The sequence below is a fragment of the Psychromonas arctica genome (genome assembly GCF_036697365.1).
GTDB lineage: Bacteria > Pseudomonadota > Gammaproteobacteria > Enterobacterales > Psychromonadaceae > Psychromonas > Psychromonas arctica_A.
In genome coordinates this window covers 162,651-179,199 of sequence record NZ_JBAHZA010000005.1, presented here as the reverse complement: position 1 = coordinate 179,199, position 16,549 = coordinate 162,651, and the positions used below count along the sequence as shown (strand labels likewise).

The following is a 16,549-nucleotide window of genomic DNA, read 5'->3' as shown; positions in this document are numbered from 1 at the left end:
ATGGTATTGTGGATTGTCCATAAAGATAATGGGTTGTAGAATCTATTTCACTTATTTGAATATCAGGTCGTTGAAGTAAAATATGGAAATTTCACAGTTAACGCGTATTAATATTAATTTATTAGTCACATTACAAGTCCTATTACAGGAGCGAAATGCGTCATCTGCGGCGATAAGATTGAACTTAAGTCAGTCGACTATTAGTAAAAACTTGTCGCAATTAAGGCATATTTTTGGAGACCCTTTATTTCACCGAATTTCTCACGGTTTAATGCCAACTCCATTAGCGCAAGAATTAGAGCCCAAATTAAATCTCGCGGTTAATGCAATTAACGAAATATTTTCTCCCTCTGAGTTTGATCTTAAAGAATATAAAGGCAGTTTTAATCTTTCGATGCAAGAAAGTGCTTTTGAATTTGTATTATCCAAAGTGATGCAACGAGTATTAGATGAAGCACCGAATATGAGAATTAATACTTGGGTTAAAGACAATATTAGTATTGAGCAACTAAACCAAGGCCGCTTGGATTTTGTGATTATCCCTCATGATGTTGGACAGCAAATTAATTTAAACAACCAACTTAATATTGACGAGTTATACAGAGACGAATTGGTTTGTTTAGTAAGAGATAAAAACCCTATTTTACAAAAAAAGTGGGATCAACAGGCCTATTTAAATAGTAAACATATTCATGTTAAAGATAATGAGTTGGGGTTACCGATATTTGATCAGTCTTTATCTAAACTAGGTTTTCAAAGAAATGTGATAGTACAAGTACCTGACTTTAATGCAGCAACGAGTTTATGTTGTCATTCCGATTTGGTATTTACCACAACTAAAAATTGGGCTAATTCGGTTTTAAAGTCTAAGGGGGTAGTTAAACTTAATCTACCTTGTCCATCTGAGCCTGTAGTTTATTCGTTGATTTGGCATCAGCGTAGTGAATCAAACCATGCACACAGTTGGTTAAGAGCACAGTTATTAAGCCTCTTTAAAACTTAACTTTTTTCACTTATTGCCAGTAAGTAAAGTTAGGTTTTAAAGTCTGCTTCAAGATTAAACCTTGATATAACTAAAAGATATTAATTGTTCAATTGCTGTCCCCGTTACAAAATTTATAACGAGGAAGTGGGGCGCTTTAACCAGTAAAATAGACCAGCTATTTATTGGGATTGGTATTAAATCCTCGTAAAGGTAATGTTTTAGCTTGCAGCCAATTTTCAGCTGCATACTCACATTCCCCATCTGTCACATGTAATGTAAATGCTTGGCGAGATTTGGATGAGCGATTAGGCGCACTGTAATGAGGTAGCTGTCCTTGAAATACGACTAAACTACCTGCTTTTACCTCAACACTTTTTCCACTTTTTTCTGTTGGCCATGGCATATCATTTAATTGAACCATGGTGGTTTGCTTGCCTTCTAAATTAAAGCGTTCTCGCAAGGGACCTAAATGGCCACTAGGTTCAACCCAAAGACACCCATTCTCTAGGGTGGCGTCTTCAACCGCAAACCATAACGTTACAACACTCTGAGGGGTAGTAAAAAAGAAACTAGCATCTTGGTGCCAATTAACAACGCCACCTATATTCGGTTGTTTAAAAATATACATGGATTGACGAATTTGTGGCGTAATCATGCCAATATCTGAGAGGATATTACCAAGTAGTTTTTGATGACTAAAGGCACTAAATACAGGATCTAACTCGTGTAAAGCATGACCAATTTTATTGATGCATAATGCACGATCTTGTACTAATTGACCTTGTTCATTAAATGCTTCTTCTTCAAAAAAGCATTTAATTTGTTCAGCTGAGTCTAAAAAGTAAGAGTCATCACTGCGGTCATTATCATTGGTGGTAAATACATGATCTGGACTATCTTCAGCCCATTGTTCCACCATTTCATTTGCACGTGATTTTATGGCCTCTATTTCATCTAAAGGAATCACTTGATCCATCACGATGAAACCTTGCTCATTATAATGTTTTATTTGTTCCGCTGATAACATAGGTCATTTCCTTGCTGATAAATTCAAATATTGGTCAATATAAATAGAGTAGGCTTTTACTTTTATTTAACAAATATAACCTTAACCAAACATTTCTAATATTGAGTAAATCGAATATCCATTTTTCCAAATAGGAATATTAAATAAACAGATAACAACGGTATTCTATTCTTACTTATTTGAATTTAATTGTTTTTTCGACCAGAAAGAGAAAAGTAATTAAGCTGAAAAGTTAAAACGATAAAGAAATCAATATTAACAAGAGAGGCTCAACATGAAGCTTAATTTTCATAAATCACTTTGGGAAGTAGAGTGTAAAAATCCAAATGAATTATACCATCACTTAGCGGCTATTAAAGATGAAGGGTATCAAGGAACTGAGCTATTTTTACCTTTTTATAATATAGATCTCAATACAACCCTTGAAGCACACGCATTGAAAGGGTTGGATATCATAACGGGTATTGCAACCGATGGGAAAGATATACAAGCGCATATAGCGAGTCTAGTGGAGCAAGTCGAGTATGCATCATTATTTTTTCCTAAGTTAATCAACTGTCATACTGGACGAGATATCTTTAGTTTGGAGGATAACCTCACTTTATTTAAAACGGCACTTGAATTAGAGCAAAAATATGGCATTACCATTACGCATGAAACGCATCGCTTTAGACCCACTTTTAGCACCTTTGGTACAGAGCAAATTATTGATGCATTACCTGAATTGAAGTTAAATTTAGATATAAGTCATTGGATGGTTGTACATGAGTCTGATTTAACAGATCAACAAGAACGATTAGATAAGTTATTTAAATCTGTACATCATATTCATGGTCGAGTGGGATTTGAGGAAGGGCCGCAGGTAACCGATCCTCAACAAGCGTGTTGGCAAGAACACCTTATAAATCATACTCAATGTTGGCAGAAGGTGATCGATAATGCATTAGCTCGTGAACAAGAAGCATTCACTATCACACCTGAGTTTGGCCCATTCCCCTATGCTCATGTACATCCTACAACGGGTCATGATTTGGCTAATATTTGGAAAGCCAACCAATTCATGAAACAACATTTGTCAGAAAAATTAATTGTACTTAAATAAAAGTATCATTTTTAGGCTGTATTCTATGCTTCCATTGAAATAACACAGAATTGTATCGTTATTTTTTGTTTGTTAGAGTCGTTTTTGAATAATAAGAATTAAGGTTTGTTTACCTGAGCAAAGAACTGGCTATTGCTTACAAAGTTTAAATTTTTTAGGTTAGGCATCAATCATAGAAGATGAAATCGTTTTTAAAAGTGCTAAATGCTTCAAAGTGGCAGCTTAAAATAGGATCATAGCTATGATCTTTAATGTAACAATACGCATATTTACATTGAATATATTAAATAAGGTTAAAATTATGAATAAGTTACTTTATATCCTCATTGTTATTGCTGTTATTATCATTCTTGCATTTTTTGTGATGGGGATGATCTCCCAAAAAGGCAAAGCATTAGGTCTAAAAGATGGTCACTTACAAGCTTGTAGTAGCACTGATAATTGCGTAATCAGCGAAGATATTGACGGCTCTTCTGCTACCATCGAACCCTTAATATTTAGTGAGCCAAAGCCAGTGTTTATGGATAGACTAAAGGAAGCTATTGGAACAATGGGAGGCGAAATTGTAACGTCCGACTCTTCCTACATTGCTAGCACCTTTAGCTCGGGAATTTTTCGTTTTGTCGATGACGTAGAATTTAGAGTAACCAATGATCAACAATTGCATTTCAGATCATCATCGCGTGTAGGACGTAAAGATTTTGGTGCAAATAAAAAACGTATTGAGCAACTAAAGGCTTTATTAGCTGACCAATAACAGAGAAAAAGGAACTATCTTGGATAAAAATATTGAGCAGCTATTAACCTTAGTGGCAGAAACAAATGATCTATTAATAGAAAAATACCCAGAGCTATCTAGTACTGTTGGGTTATTAGAGCAAAGCCTACAGGCTTCAAATGCAGTGACTATTAACAACATTAAACGTAACCTAAAATTAATGTTTATTATCTTAGATGCCCATCCTGATATTGTTGGGATAGGCACAGGAGAAGCTGGTACCGAGGCTTTTACTTTTATTGATCAGTCTCTGTTATCAGACCTTACAAGTGAAGTGGTAATGCAACTTGCTGAAAAATATATCGTTTAAACGTTGTGAATAAAAATACTTTGATTACTTTATCATTGGAGAGATATATGAGCAGAAAGAAAACGACTTTATCAGTTTTAATTGGGGCATTATTAACTGGTGTGTTAAGTAGTTCCAACGCTTATTCTCAATCTGACCAAGAGCATGGTCCAGGAGCTGGCCACCCTCCATCGCCTGAGAATAGTGCTGAAAATGCAGCTATACAAGCTCGACTGGGCGATACAAGTACTCTAATGGGAACCATTGCTATTCCAGAATCTGTGGAAAGTTGTGGGGAGCAACCTGGTGTCACACGTTTACTTTGTTTAATTGATTTGTTGAAAACCAGCGTCTCTGATGACGTTTTAGCGTTAATGCAGTTAGATTACTCTGTTGCGGAAGCTAAAAAATGGAGCAATCTGCCTGCGGGAGCTTTTCCTTCTAGACCTGGTGTATTTTTAGGTGAGTTAAAGGTTGAGCAACGTGGTGTGGTAAAAGCAATTCTAATGGAAGCGACTGGCCTCAAAGAAAATGAAGGCTTTGATGAGTTATTGCAAACACTAAATGCTGATGATTATATTGGTACAGTAAGCGATGATTACAAAGCAGGTTACTCCTCATTTAACTCTAAACTTGCTTTCTTAGGTACACCTTCAAAAACAGGTGTTTGGGAACTGTATTATGGAGGTCATCACTTAGCTTTATCAAATACCTATAAGGATGGAGAGTTAATCGGAGCAACTCCTTCATTCAGGGGGATAGAGCCTTTTCATGCTTTTGAAATGAATAGCAGAACGAATATTCCAATGTTGCAAGAACGAGATACTTTTGCTGCTTTACTTAACTCCTTAACACCTGCGCAGCTAGAAGAAGCCAAGCTAGAAGGTACTTATCGCGATATTTTAGCTGGGCCACAGGCTGACGATGCTATCCCTGAACAACAGGAAGGGATGAGTGTCGAAAAACTTAGTGATACTCAAAAGGTATTGCTGTTAAAAGCGATCGCGACCTATGTAGAAGACCTTAATGCTGCAGATGCGAAGAAATACATGGATAAATACCGCTCGCAATTGTCAGAAACAGTGATCGGGTATTCAGGTACAACCGATTTAAATAGTGAAGACGACTATGTGCGTGTAGATGGTCCATCTTTATGGATTGAGTTTTCGCTACAATCTAATAAATCAACTAATGAAAAAGGCAATCACCCACACTCTGTATGGCGAGATAAAACTGATGATTACGGTGGTCAACAGGAATGATTTTTAACCGGTTTATGTTTGTTTGGGCGACGTTAAACAAGACAATACGAGTAGGTTTATTTGCATTATTATGTCTATTTAGTATTTCTTCAACTGTGAACGCCCACGCACTTCCTGGGAGTGTTATTACATTATCGGAACAGCAATATGGTGCATTAAAAGTAGAGATTAGTTTTCCTTTAGAAGATCTTATTATCGCAGCTCCCGAACTTGAAGTGTTAGCTAAGGTTGATGTTGAGCAAAAGATACCTCCGAAATTACTAAAGCAATTGAGCCAGTATCTTCAAGCGCATATGTTCATGTTAAGTGGAACTGAAAAGTTAAAGTTGTTACCGCAGCAGGCTGAGATAGATGTGGTGTACAATCAGCATCTTGGGCATTTTCGTTCTTTGGCTGTGGAATTATTAGCCGAAAAAGTACCGCAGGAGCCACCGTTTTCATTAAGCTTAAGTTACGATGTGATCATGCATGAAATACGAAATCACAGAGCTGAGGTTTATTGGAAGAAGGGTAATAAAACGATTAAATTATCTAATTTTGGTTTTAAAAAGGTGGAAGGAAAACCTGTCATACATCATTTTACAAATGACCTAAATCGTTAATATATTTAGCGCAGTTATTAAATGCTACAATGAAAAATCAATCTAGCTAAAAATAATGAAAAGTATTCAACACAATAATAATAAAAAGAAGGTAAGTATGAACGTAAACAAAATAGCATTAGTTATCGGTATAATCTGTATTCTACTGGGTACCACAGTTTCTGTATTAGGTATTTGGGGATACATCGGCGATAGCGGTTTAGTTTGGCGTGCATTATCGACATTAGTAGTAGTATTACTTGGTGTTATTTTAGCAGTCACTATTAATAATATGACTTCTGGAAAAGATAAGTAATTACCTTTTATTGGTTGTGCTAAAACTAAATATTTAAGAGGGCTAGTTTGCTCTCTAGTACATTAATCAAGATAAGGCTGATAAACCCTCATAAATACACTCATAGCGACATCTTAATGAAATGATGCTCTATTGTTGTCTTTATAACGATAATGCCTTGGTCTATAACCCACTTTCTACTACATATTATCGCTATATCTGAAATAAATACTTGCCTAGACTTTGTAGATAGATTGAGCAAATTCTCCCACCTAAATTCACACCTTAAACAAAGTCACTTTGTTATGTAAAACTTAGATCTCTTAATTAATATAATTGGTATAAGCTAGTCGTTAAAACCTAAATAAAGATAATGAGTTAATATGATGAATGACTTTTACCCTGAAATAGAGCCTTATAATCACTTTTTAATTAAAGTAGATAATCAACATCAAATCTATGTTGAAGAGTGTGGTAATCCAAATGGACAAGCGGTGTTATTTATTCACGGTGGTCCTGGCGGTGGTTGCTCTACTAATGACAGACGTTTCTTTAATCCTGAAAAATATCGGATCATATTATTTGACCAACGAGGTTGTGGTCGGTCTTTACCACACGGTTGTTTAGATAATAATGAGACAGCCTTTTTAGTGGCAGATATTGAGGCTATCCGTGAAAAACTAGAAATTCAGGATTGGCACACCTTTGGTGGATCTTGGGGATCTACTCTCGCACTAGTGTATGCGCAAACTTATCCAGCTAGAGTAAATAGCTTAGTGTTACGAGGAATCTTTTTAGGTAGGCCAAAAGACACTGACTGGACTTTTTCTGGTGGCGGTGCAACACAAATTTATCCGGATTATTGGCAAGAATATCTTGATGTATTACCCAATGGAAAAACCTCAATACAAGATGCTTATAACTTAATGATAGGAGATGACAAAGAGTTAGCCATGAGAGTTGCGAAAGCATGGTGCACTTGGGAAATCCGTTGTTGTACATTAATTCCGAATCAAGATTTCGTTGATGCTGCAACTGGAGATGAACAAGCTTGGACTATGGCGCGTCATGAGGCTCATTTTATGATTAATGATTGTTTCTTATCAGATAATCAAATACTAGAAAATTGCCACCATCTTAAAGATATTCCAGTCACGATCGTTCATGGAAGGTTCGATATTGTTTGTCCATTTGATAATGCTTGGCAACTACATCAAGCATTGCCTCAATCAAAGCTGATTGCAAGTGATGCATCCGGCCATGCTTCTATTGAAACTAATACTAAACATCATCTTATTGAAGCAACAAATGCGATGTTATTGTTAAATTAATCAAAATCTTGATGATATAAATGACAACTTAAACCAATAAATAACTTATTTATTTTGCTCATTAAAATAGTTTATTTTCTCGCTATAGTATTAGTAAAGGAAGCTGTTTTTTCAATGTGAAATTTAGATAATATACTTAATATAATCAGTATTATAACGATTATTTGTATTACTTAATTATATTTATTAGTCAGGTTACTGATATTTTTAATATTTAATCTTCTGATAAAATATTACTTTCTAGTTTAATTTTAAGTCGATATTAAGATAGATAACTAATATTTATCTTATTAAATTCAATGGTTAATAATTTTTATTTAGTTTCCCTGCCTTTTGAAAGCACAATTTTTTCTACGAAATAAAAACACTGTTCTTGATTTTCCTCAATGAAAGTTTTAATTTATCTTAATATAATACAAATAAAGTGATGGTATTAATTTTTAGTGTAAATCTTAATGACGACTATAGGGGAACAAATGAAAATATTAACATTTGGCGAAATGATGTTGCGCCTAAAACCAGTAGCATTTGAACGTATTTTACAAACGAATTCCTTTGAGGCTGCTTATGGCGGTGCTGAAGCAAATGTTGCAGTATCTCTTGCGCAATTAGGACATGATTCAGCTTATTTATCTAAGTTTCCTGAAAATGCATTAGGAGAGGCTGCTGTTAGTACATTAAGAAAGTTTGGGGTAGATATAAGCCGCTCTTTACGTGGCGGCCCAAGGTTAGGTTTATATTTCTTTGAAAAAGGTAATGGTGCGCGTGGTACGGGGGTTGTTTATGACCGTGCTGGTAGTTCTATAGCGGAGGCAGAAAGTGATGAATTCGATTGGGCTGTTCTTTTAAAAGACGTTGAAGTGTTTTATTTCTCAGGCATTACACCGGCTATTTCTAAAGCATTAGAGACTGCATTAAAAAGCGCATTAGATTACTGTAAAGCCAATGACATTAAAGTGGTATGTGATCTAAATTATCGAGGTAAAATGTGGAAACCAGAGCAAGCGCAAATCGTGATGCATGAGCTAATGCCATTTGTTGATGTTTGTATTGCAAACGATGAAGACTTTGAAGCAATGCTAGGTATTAAAGCATTTGATGGCGATCTGTCACATGGTATTGAACAAATAGACGACTTCCGTGAAGGTATGAAAGAGGTCACTAGACGCTACCCAAATTGTAAAGTGGTGGCGAGTGTTCTACGTAATATTAATTCCGTTGAACAAAGTGATTGGATGGCTATTTTATACCAAGACGAGCAGTTCTATGACACGCCTATCCATAACGTGAATGTCATGGAAGGTGTTGCTGCAGGTGATGCGTTTGGTGCTGGTTTATTACATGGATTGGTTAATAAGTTTGAAGCGCAAGAAACCATTGAATTTGCGATTGCCGCAAGTGTTTTAAAATTATCTATCAGTGGTGATTTAAATCTAGTAACTGAATCAGAGATTCGTAATGCGATGCAAAAAGGAAGCAATGCACGATTAAGTCGTTAAACATATTAAGATAGAGCCGATTAATTTTAATGGGCTCTATCTGAGTTTTATTCTATTACAAGTTACTTTTCTATACTTTTCTATACTTTTCTTTATATAGGCTATCAAAAAGTATTTCTGGCTTTTGTTCGTGAAGTGATAAGTTTCTTTTACTTCTTAGCTTAAACACGTAACATTTTGCGCACATTAGGTGTGCCATAGAGAATCAAAATGTTTCGTCAATACCAACCGCAATGCGAAAGCTTTATTATTGAGCATATGAAAACCGATTTAGCCCATGATCTTTTACATGTACAACGAGTAGTTAAGTTAGCAACGCAAATAGCAGAAAGTGAGCAAGCTGAATTAAATGTGGTATTACCTGCTGCTTGGTTGCATGATTGTTTAAGTTATCCTAAAAATCATGCTTTACGTTCTTTGAGTTCATTACACGCGGCTGACAAAGCGATAGTATTTTTACGCTCTATTGATTATCCAGAACAATATTTGTTAGCGATTCATCATGCCATTGCAGCGCACAGTGTGAGTGGCGGTATTAAAGCTGAAAGTCTTGAAGCTAAAATAGTACAAGATGCGGATCGTTTAGACGCATTAGGTGCGATTGGGGTAGCACGTTGCATTCAAGTGAGTAGCCAATTACAACGTCCTTTATATTCAGAGTCAGATCCCTTTGCTGAACAACGAACATTAGATGATCAGCAGTTTACTATTGATCATCTCTATACCAAGCTATTAAAATTAGCGAAAACTATGAATACTAATATGGGCAAGAAAATCGCTTTGCAAAGAACACAGTGGATGGAAGGTTACCTTCAGCAACTTGCTTTAGAGGTTTAATCTATCCCTATCAATTCAACTAGCTTCAGTATAGCGATAAATTAAGCTTCGTTTTCCTAAGAACCAAGCTTAACCTTATCAGCCATTCGTCGTCCGATACTTCATCTATTCTTATATCAATCACATTAATCAACACGTTTCGTTAATCCTCGAAAGGCTAAAATTACGACTTTAACTAAGCCATACTGCTACGCAAAATTTAGACCGCTCATTCAATATAATTGATATGAAAAATAATCAATTAATTATAATTGACAATTTAGTTGCCTAGGCAGTAAAATATTTTTTCAATTAATTGCCTAGGCAACTAGTTTGTCTGCATTAAAGTGAGGTATTGATGTTAACTTTCCAACCAAAATCTCTGGGGATCCCACTAGCTAAATTAATCGGTTTAGCGCATCTACATAAAGAACAGTTAATGAATCAGTATTTAGCGCCGATTGGCCTCAGTTCAGCACAATTTAAAGTGTTAGCTGCGATTCATTTTTATGAAATGAAAACACCAGTGGATATATGTAAATACTTGAGTATCAATGGCGGTTCAATGACTCGTATGGTGGATCGTTTAGTAAAAAAAGAGTTACTCGAAAAACAACCAAACCCAGAAGACAAACGTGGCGTATTACTGAACTTAACAAATACAGGTGAGTCTCTATTGCAACAATGTATGGATACAATGGAGGACCAAGTAGGCCCTCTTCTATTAGGTGACCTATCAGATCAAGAAGTAGAGCAATTGAGTACATTATTAACGCGTTTATTACCTAAATAACTTTCTCTACAAATACCCATTGCTAGTCGGATATCGTCTTAATCGGTTTTTATATATTTCAACATAATGAGCAAACACAATATGGAAAATACACAAGTAAACAGCGCTGAAAACAAAACGAATAAGAGTAAGCGTAAAACTTCTTTCTTGATTTTATTTATTATATTACTGGTAATAGGTGGAGGTTGGTTTGCTTATTATGAAATGTATGCAAAATTCTCTGAAGAAACCGATGATGCATACGTGAATGGTGAGCTTGTTACTTTATCGCCAGAAATATCAGGTACCGTTACCAAGGTTGCGGTTGATGAAGGTGATTATGTTGAAAAAGGCCAAGTATTAGTGACCTTGGATAACAGCGATGCCAAAGTTGCGTTACAGGAGGCTGAAGCAAAGTTAGCGGTTGCAGTACGACAAGTGCGTAGTTTATTTGCTATGTCTGATTATACCAAAGCAAAACTAGACACTAGTAAAGTTGAATATAATCAGGCGGTTAATGATTATAAACGCCGTAAAAATATTGTTAGATCTGGCGCTATCTCAGAAGAAGATTTAGTGCATTACAGTGATCTTGTGGATACCACTAAGAGTCAATATATTGCCGCACAAGAAGAATTTAAAATGTCGACATCTATGGTTGATAATACCATTATTGAAACACACCCAGCGATCAAAGCGGCTGTTGCAGGTGTACGAAAAAGTTATTTGAGTTACAAACGTACACAAATTATTGCACCAATCAGTGGTTATGTAGCGAAGCGCTCAGTGCAATTAGGCAGCCGTGTGCAGCCAAGTAGTCAATTAATGGTCATTGTACCGTTACATCAAGTATGGGTTGATGCTAACTTCAAAGAAAGCCAAATGAAAGATATGCGTCTTGGTCAAAAAGTTGTTTTAACCTCAGATCTGTATGGCGAAGATGTTGAATATAAAGGTGAAATAGAAAGTTTAGGAATCGGTACTGGTAGCGCTTTTTCACTATTGCCTGCACAAAATGCGAGTGGCAACTGGATTAAAATAGTGCAACGTTTACCGGTTAAAATTCGTCTACAACCAGATAACCAAGAACAATACCCTCTACGTATTGGTTTATCCATGGTGGCGAAAGTGGATATTGAGGACACTAGCGGCAAAGTACTTGCTCAAGAACCACAAGTTGAAGCGCGTTTCGATACGGACGTCTATCAAAATACCTTAAAAGATGCCGACCAATTGGTCACTAAAATTCTTCGTGAAAACATCGGTACTAGCTTAACAGAAGCTAAGTAGAGGCGGTTATGCAAGATCAGACTTATACGCCACCGAGTGTTGTATTAGCGACTATTGCTTTAGCAATGGCAACTTTTATGCAGGTGCTAGATAGTACTATTGCGAATGTTGCCTTGCCTACTATTGCAGGTAACCTCGGAGTAAGTTCAGAGCAAAGTACTTGGATTATTACTTCATTTGCAGTAAGCAATGCGATTGCCTTACCGTTGACCGGTTGGCTTTCTCGTCGGTTTGGGCAACTTCGCTTATTTATTATCTCAGTATCGCTGTTTACCTTTACCTCTTTTTTATGTGGTATTGCGACGAGTATGCCTGAGTTGATTACCTTCCGTGCACTGCAAGGTTTCTTTGCAGGACCTATGTTTCCAATGTGCCAAACCTTATTGCTAGCGATTTTCCCTACTGTAAAACGTGGTGCGGCACTCGCTTTGATCTCTATGGTGACGGTAGTCGCGCCGATTGTTGGGCCAATAACTGGTGGATGGATCACTGATAATTATTCCTGGCCTTGGATTTTCTTTATCAATATTCCCATTGGTATTTTTTGTTGTGCGATTGTTTGGCAACAGTTAAAAGGGCGTATTGATACGACGGCTAAATTGCCTATCGATTTTATTGGTATTGCATTGTTAGTATTGGGTGTCGGTATGCTTCAGGTTGTATTAGATCTAGGTAACAATGCCGATTGGTTTGAGTCTACACAAATCGTGATCATGACGATTATTGCGGTGATAGCGCTTATCTCCTTTGTCATTTGGGAGTTAACTGAAAAGAACCCAATTGTGAACCTTTACCTTTTTAGAGATCGTAATTACACGTTCGGTACTATTGCCCTTGTTATCAGTTATGCAGCCTTTTTTGCGATTAATGTTATCTTGCCACAGTGGTTACAAATTTATATGGGGTACACTGCGATTTGGGCGGGTTTAGCTTCAGCACCAATGGGGATTTTGCCACTGATTTTAGCACCTTTGATTGGTAACTATGCGCACAAAACAGACTTACGGTTATTAGCGAGTATCTCGTTTGTAGTGATTGGCGTATCATGCTTCTTGCGTGCTAACTTTAATAGCTTTGTTGATTTCGCTTCAGTGGCTGAAGTGCAGCTGTTTATGGGGATTGGTATTGCTTTTATGTTTATGCCGTTAACCACTATCTTTTTATCCAACTTAGATGATAAGCAAGTTGCTGATGCGTCAGGTTTGACCACCTTTTTACGTGTATTAGGTTCAAGTTTTGCTTCATCATTAACGACTTGGATTTGGAACCGTCGTGCCGACTTCCATCATGCTAACTTAACTGAACATGTCAGCATTTATAACCCTGGTGCTGTAGAGTATTTGGATAAAATGGGCGGAGCAACTCAAGCTAACCTTTCAACTGTGAATAACCTAACGACATCACAATCTTATTTAATGTCGTTAAACGATTACTTTTACATGTTAGGTTGTTTATTCTTTGCCTTGATAATAGTAGTTTGGTTTGCAAAAGGGCCATTTATTAAATCATCAAAAGCACCTGAGCCTGCTGGTGGGCATTAATATTAATAACAAAAATCATCCTACTTATAGGAATTAAAATATGACAGATTTACAGCAACAATTAGCTTTTATTATTGAAATCGATAAATTAAAAGCCGTGTATCGTCAAACGACGGTAAAAGAAGATAACGATCGTTATGAAAATAGTGCTGAACATAGCTGGCATATCACCTTAATTGCACAATTATTAAAAGATTATGCTGAACAACCAATTGATATTACTCGTGTCGTTAAAATGTTATTAATTCACGATATTATTGAAATTGATGCGGGCGATCTGTTTGCTTTTGCCGAAACAAAAGATCACCAGCAACAAGCGTTAAAAGAAGAGCAAGCTGCACAGCGCTTGTTTGGCTTATTACCTGAAGCACAGCACCAGGAATATAAAAGCCTATGGTTTGAGTTTGAACAAGCCGAAACCGATGATGCACAGTTTGCTAAGGGTATGGATAGAATTTTACCTTTAGTACAGAACATGAATAACCAAGGCGGTAGTTGGGCTAAACATAAGATTAGTCAGGCGCAAGTCTTAGCGCGCAACAGTTATTTAGAAAAGAGTGCGCCTAAATTGTGGCAATATGTTGTTGAGCAAACTGAGTTAGCAGTTGCTAATGGTTGGCTGAAGTAATTTATTACCTGTCTTAAATATTAACGTTTAATGGCAATTTAGCGTTCATTAAACGTTGTTCATCTCAATTTCTTTTTAGTTATTCCTTAACATTCTTTATAACTTTTCTTATTTGGTAGCTTTCAGTCCTGCTCCGCGTTACTGTTGTCTGTCATTTGGTTTACCGCTATAAACACAATTTATACATTATGCACTGCGTAAAAGAGAGACAATATGACCAACAAAGCCGATCTTGTGATCCCTGCTGCCGCTATTAAACCGCATGTCCATGAAATTCATGGACATCAACGTCAAGATAATTATTTTTGGTTACGTGATGATAATCGTAAAGATCCTGCTGTATTAGCTTATTTAGAAGAAGAGAATGCTTATACAGAAAACGTAATGGCACCGTTATCTAAACTGCAACAAACGTTATACGATGAAATGGTGGCGAGACAGGAGCCTGAATTAGCCTCTGTTCCCTATTTTAAAAAAGGCTTTTGGTACACCTCTCGTTATGATGAAGGTAAAGATTACAGTGTTTATTCTCGCCAAAAAGGTAGCCAAGATGGCGAGGAGAAGGGCGAAGAAGTGATCTTTTTCGACTGCAATCAGCGCGCAGAAGGTTTCGCCTATTATCAACTAGGTGCTTTGAGCTTATCGCCTGACTCTCAATTATTAGCCTTTACCGAAGATACCGTGAGTCGTCGCCAATATACGTTACGATTTAAAGACTTAACGAGCAATGCACTATTTGATGAAAGCATTGAAGATGTCACTGATGTGGTTTGGGCAAACGATAACCAAACACTCTTTTATGTAAAACAAGATCAACAAACATTACTGCCTTACCAAGTTTACCGTCATAAATTAGGGGATGATCCTGCTAATGACCAACTGGTTTACGAAGAGTTAGATGATACCTTCTATTTGAATTTGTATAAAACACGTTCTGAAGACTACTTGGTGATTTGTGCCGATAGCACGATGACATCAGAATGTTTAATTTTAGATGCGAATACGCCAGAGCAAGCATTTACCTGTTTCTTACCGAGACAACGAGACCATGAATATAGCGTTGATCACTTTCAAGATAAATTCTTTATTCGCAGTAATTTCAGCGGTAAGAATTTCGCCTTACATACTGTTAACGCTAGCCAGTTTTTAGAAACGACACCAAGCGAGTGGGCTACATTGGTGCCAGCACGAGAAAAAGTGTTATTGGAAGGCTACGAGTTAATGGATGATTGGCTGGTGGTCGAAGAGCGAGAGTTGGGTTTACCTGTATTACGTCAAATTAATTTTACAACGGGTGAGTCTAAAGTATTAAGCTTTAATGATCCTGTTTACACCGTATTTAGTCATTACAATCCGCAATCCAATAGCAATAAATTCCGTTATCAATATACCTCTTTTACGACGCCTTCCACGGTGTATGAACTAGATTTAGAAACAGGCGAAACGACTTTATTAAAACAAAGCCAAGTAATGGGCGATTTTACCAGTAGCGACTATCAAAGTGAGCGAGTATGGGTAACCGCCCGTGATGGTGTCGAAGTACCAGTCTCTTTGGTTTATAAGCGTGACTTATTTAATCAACAAAATCCCTTATTAATTTATGCTTATGGTTCATATGGGCACAGTTTAGATATCGGTTTTAGTTCTGCTAATTTGAGCTTACTCGATCGTGGTTTTGTGTATGCTGTGGCACATATTCGTGGTGGCGAAGAGTTAGGTCGAGAATGGTATGAGCAAGGTAAACTGCTTCAAAAGAGAAATACTTTTAACGATTTTGTTGATGTCTCTAAAGCCTTAGTAGAAAAAGGTTATGGTGCAAAAGAGCAAGTTTTTGCGATGGGCGGTAGTGCTGGTGGTTTGTTAATGGGAGGGATTATTAATCAAGCGCCGGAATTATATAAAGGTGTAGTCGCTGCGGTGCCTTTTGTCGATGTAGTTTCAACCATGTTGGACGACTCAATTCCATTAACTACAGGTGAGTACGATGAATGGGGTAACCCTAATGACCCAGAGTATTATGAGTATATTTTAAGTTACAGCCCGTATGATCAAGTGGTTGCGCAAGACTATCCACACATGTTGGTCACTACTGGTTTACATGATTCACAGGTACAGTATTGGGAGCCTGCTAAATGGGTTGCTAAGTTACGTGAATTAAAAACGGATGATAATCAGCTATTATTATATACGGATATGGAAGCAGGACATGGCGGTAAATCAGGGCGATTTAAACACTTTGAAGATATCGCAAGAGAGTTTGCTTTTTTGATTGATTTAGCGAGTTAAATAGTCATCTATAAAAGCTGATTGTTGAGGTATTAACAATCAGCTTTTTGTTATGTCAATTTAGCTA

Annotated in this window: 16 protein-coding genes; 15 read left to right on the top strand and 1 reads right to left on the bottom strand. The window is 36.8% G+C overall.

Features of this window, described 5'->3' with window-relative positions; translation table 11 throughout:
* Positions 1-82: 82 nt before the first annotated feature.
* Positions 83-1,003, top strand: a complete 921-nt coding sequence (locus V5290_RS07625) for a LysR family transcriptional regulator (protein ID WP_333383596.1) — start codon at positions 83-85, stop codon at positions 1,001-1,003.
* Between the two features lie 157 nt (positions 1,004-1,160).
* On the opposite strand, the gene V5290_RS07620 is transcribed toward V5290_RS07625, so the two are convergent.
* A complete protein-coding gene (locus V5290_RS07620) occupies positions 1,161-2,012 on the bottom strand; it encodes a phytanoyl-CoA dioxygenase family protein (protein WP_333383594.1) in 852 nt (283 codons plus the stop codon).
* 274 nt (positions 2,013-2,286) lie between these two features.
* Here V5290_RS07620 and V5290_RS07615 point away from each other — a divergent pair, with 274 nt between their 5' ends.
* The 14 genes from V5290_RS07615 to V5290_RS07550 all read left to right on the top strand — a co-directional run bounded on the left by V5290_RS07615 (position 2,287) and on the right by V5290_RS07550 (position 16,482).
* Positions 2,287-3,114, top strand: coding sequence for a sugar phosphate isomerase/epimerase family protein (locus V5290_RS07615; RefSeq protein ID WP_333383590.1), 828 nt, complete (start codon positions 2,287-2,289; stop codon positions 3,112-3,114).
* Between the two features lie 301 nt (positions 3,115-3,415).
* The gene (locus tag V5290_RS07610) at positions 3,416-3,871 is read left to right on the top strand and encodes a DUF1499 domain-containing protein (RefSeq protein ID WP_333383587.1); all 456 of its coding nucleotides are present in this window, start codon (positions 3,416-3,418) and stop codon (positions 3,869-3,871) included.
* A 19-nt stretch (positions 3,872-3,890) separates the two neighbouring features.
* Entirely contained in the window at positions 3,891-4,202 is a 312-nt protein-coding gene (locus V5290_RS07605; RefSeq protein WP_333383584.1) for a hypothetical protein, read from the top strand.
* A 47-nt stretch (positions 4,203-4,249) separates the two neighbouring features.
* Positions 4,250-5,443, top strand: a complete 1,194-nt coding sequence (locus V5290_RS07600; protein WP_333383581.1) for a DUF3500 domain-containing protein — start codon at positions 4,250-4,252, stop codon at positions 5,441-5,443.
* Complete coding sequence (locus V5290_RS07595; protein WP_333383579.1) at positions 5,440-6,045, top strand: hypothetical protein; 606 nt, start codon at positions 5,440-5,442, stop codon at positions 6,043-6,045. The genes V5290_RS07600 and V5290_RS07595 overlap by 4 nt, the downstream gene beginning before the upstream one ends.
* Before the next feature lie 97 nt (positions 6,046-6,142).
* Positions 6,143-6,340 (top strand): hypothetical protein, encoded by a 198-nt coding sequence (locus V5290_RS07590; protein WP_333383577.1) that lies wholly within the window; start codon positions 6,143-6,145, stop codon positions 6,338-6,340.
* Positions 6,341-6,702: 362 nt separating this feature from the next.
* Positions 6,703-7,650 carry a prolyl aminopeptidase gene (gene pip, locus V5290_RS07585; RefSeq protein ID WP_333383574.1) on the top strand — a complete coding sequence of 316 codons (948 nt, stop codon included), beginning with the start codon at positions 6,703-6,705 and terminating at the stop codon, positions 7,648-7,650.
* Positions 7,651-8,126: 476 nt separating this feature from the next.
* Positions 8,127-9,149, top strand: coding sequence for a sugar kinase (locus V5290_RS07580; protein WP_333383572.1), 1,023 nt, complete (start codon positions 8,127-8,129; stop codon positions 9,147-9,149).
* 210 nt (positions 9,150-9,359) lie between these two features.
* Positions 9,360-9,986 carry an HD domain-containing protein gene (locus tag V5290_RS07575; protein ID WP_333383570.1) on the top strand — a complete coding sequence of 209 codons (627 nt, stop codon included), beginning with the start codon at positions 9,360-9,362 and terminating at the stop codon, positions 9,984-9,986.
* Between the two features lie 337 nt (positions 9,987-10,323).
* Positions 10,324-10,758: a MarR family transcriptional regulator gene (locus V5290_RS07570; RefSeq protein WP_333383568.1), complete on the top strand. Its 435-nt coding sequence runs from the start codon at positions 10,324-10,326 to the stop codon at positions 10,756-10,758.
* 81 nt (positions 10,759-10,839) lie between these two features.
* Positions 10,840-12,027, top strand: a complete 1,188-nt coding sequence (locus V5290_RS07565) for an efflux RND transporter periplasmic adaptor subunit (protein WP_333383566.1) — start codon at positions 10,840-10,842, stop codon at positions 12,025-12,027.
* Positions 12,028-12,035: 8 nt separating this feature from the next.
* A complete protein-coding gene (locus tag V5290_RS07560) occupies positions 12,036-13,568 on the top strand; it encodes a DHA2 family efflux MFS transporter permease subunit (protein WP_333383563.1) in 1,533 nt (510 codons plus the stop codon).
* Between the two features lie 40 nt (positions 13,569-13,608).
* Positions 13,609-14,196: an HD domain-containing protein gene (locus tag V5290_RS07555; protein WP_333383561.1), complete on the top strand. Its 588-nt coding sequence runs from the start codon at positions 13,609-13,611 to the stop codon at positions 14,194-14,196.
* 213 nt (positions 14,197-14,409) lie between these two features.
* The gene (locus V5290_RS07550) at positions 14,410-16,482 is read left to right on the top strand and encodes a S9 family peptidase (protein ID WP_333383558.1); all 2,073 of its coding nucleotides are present in this window, start codon (positions 14,410-14,412) and stop codon (positions 16,480-16,482) included.
* Positions 16,483-16,549: the final 67 nt, after the last annotated feature.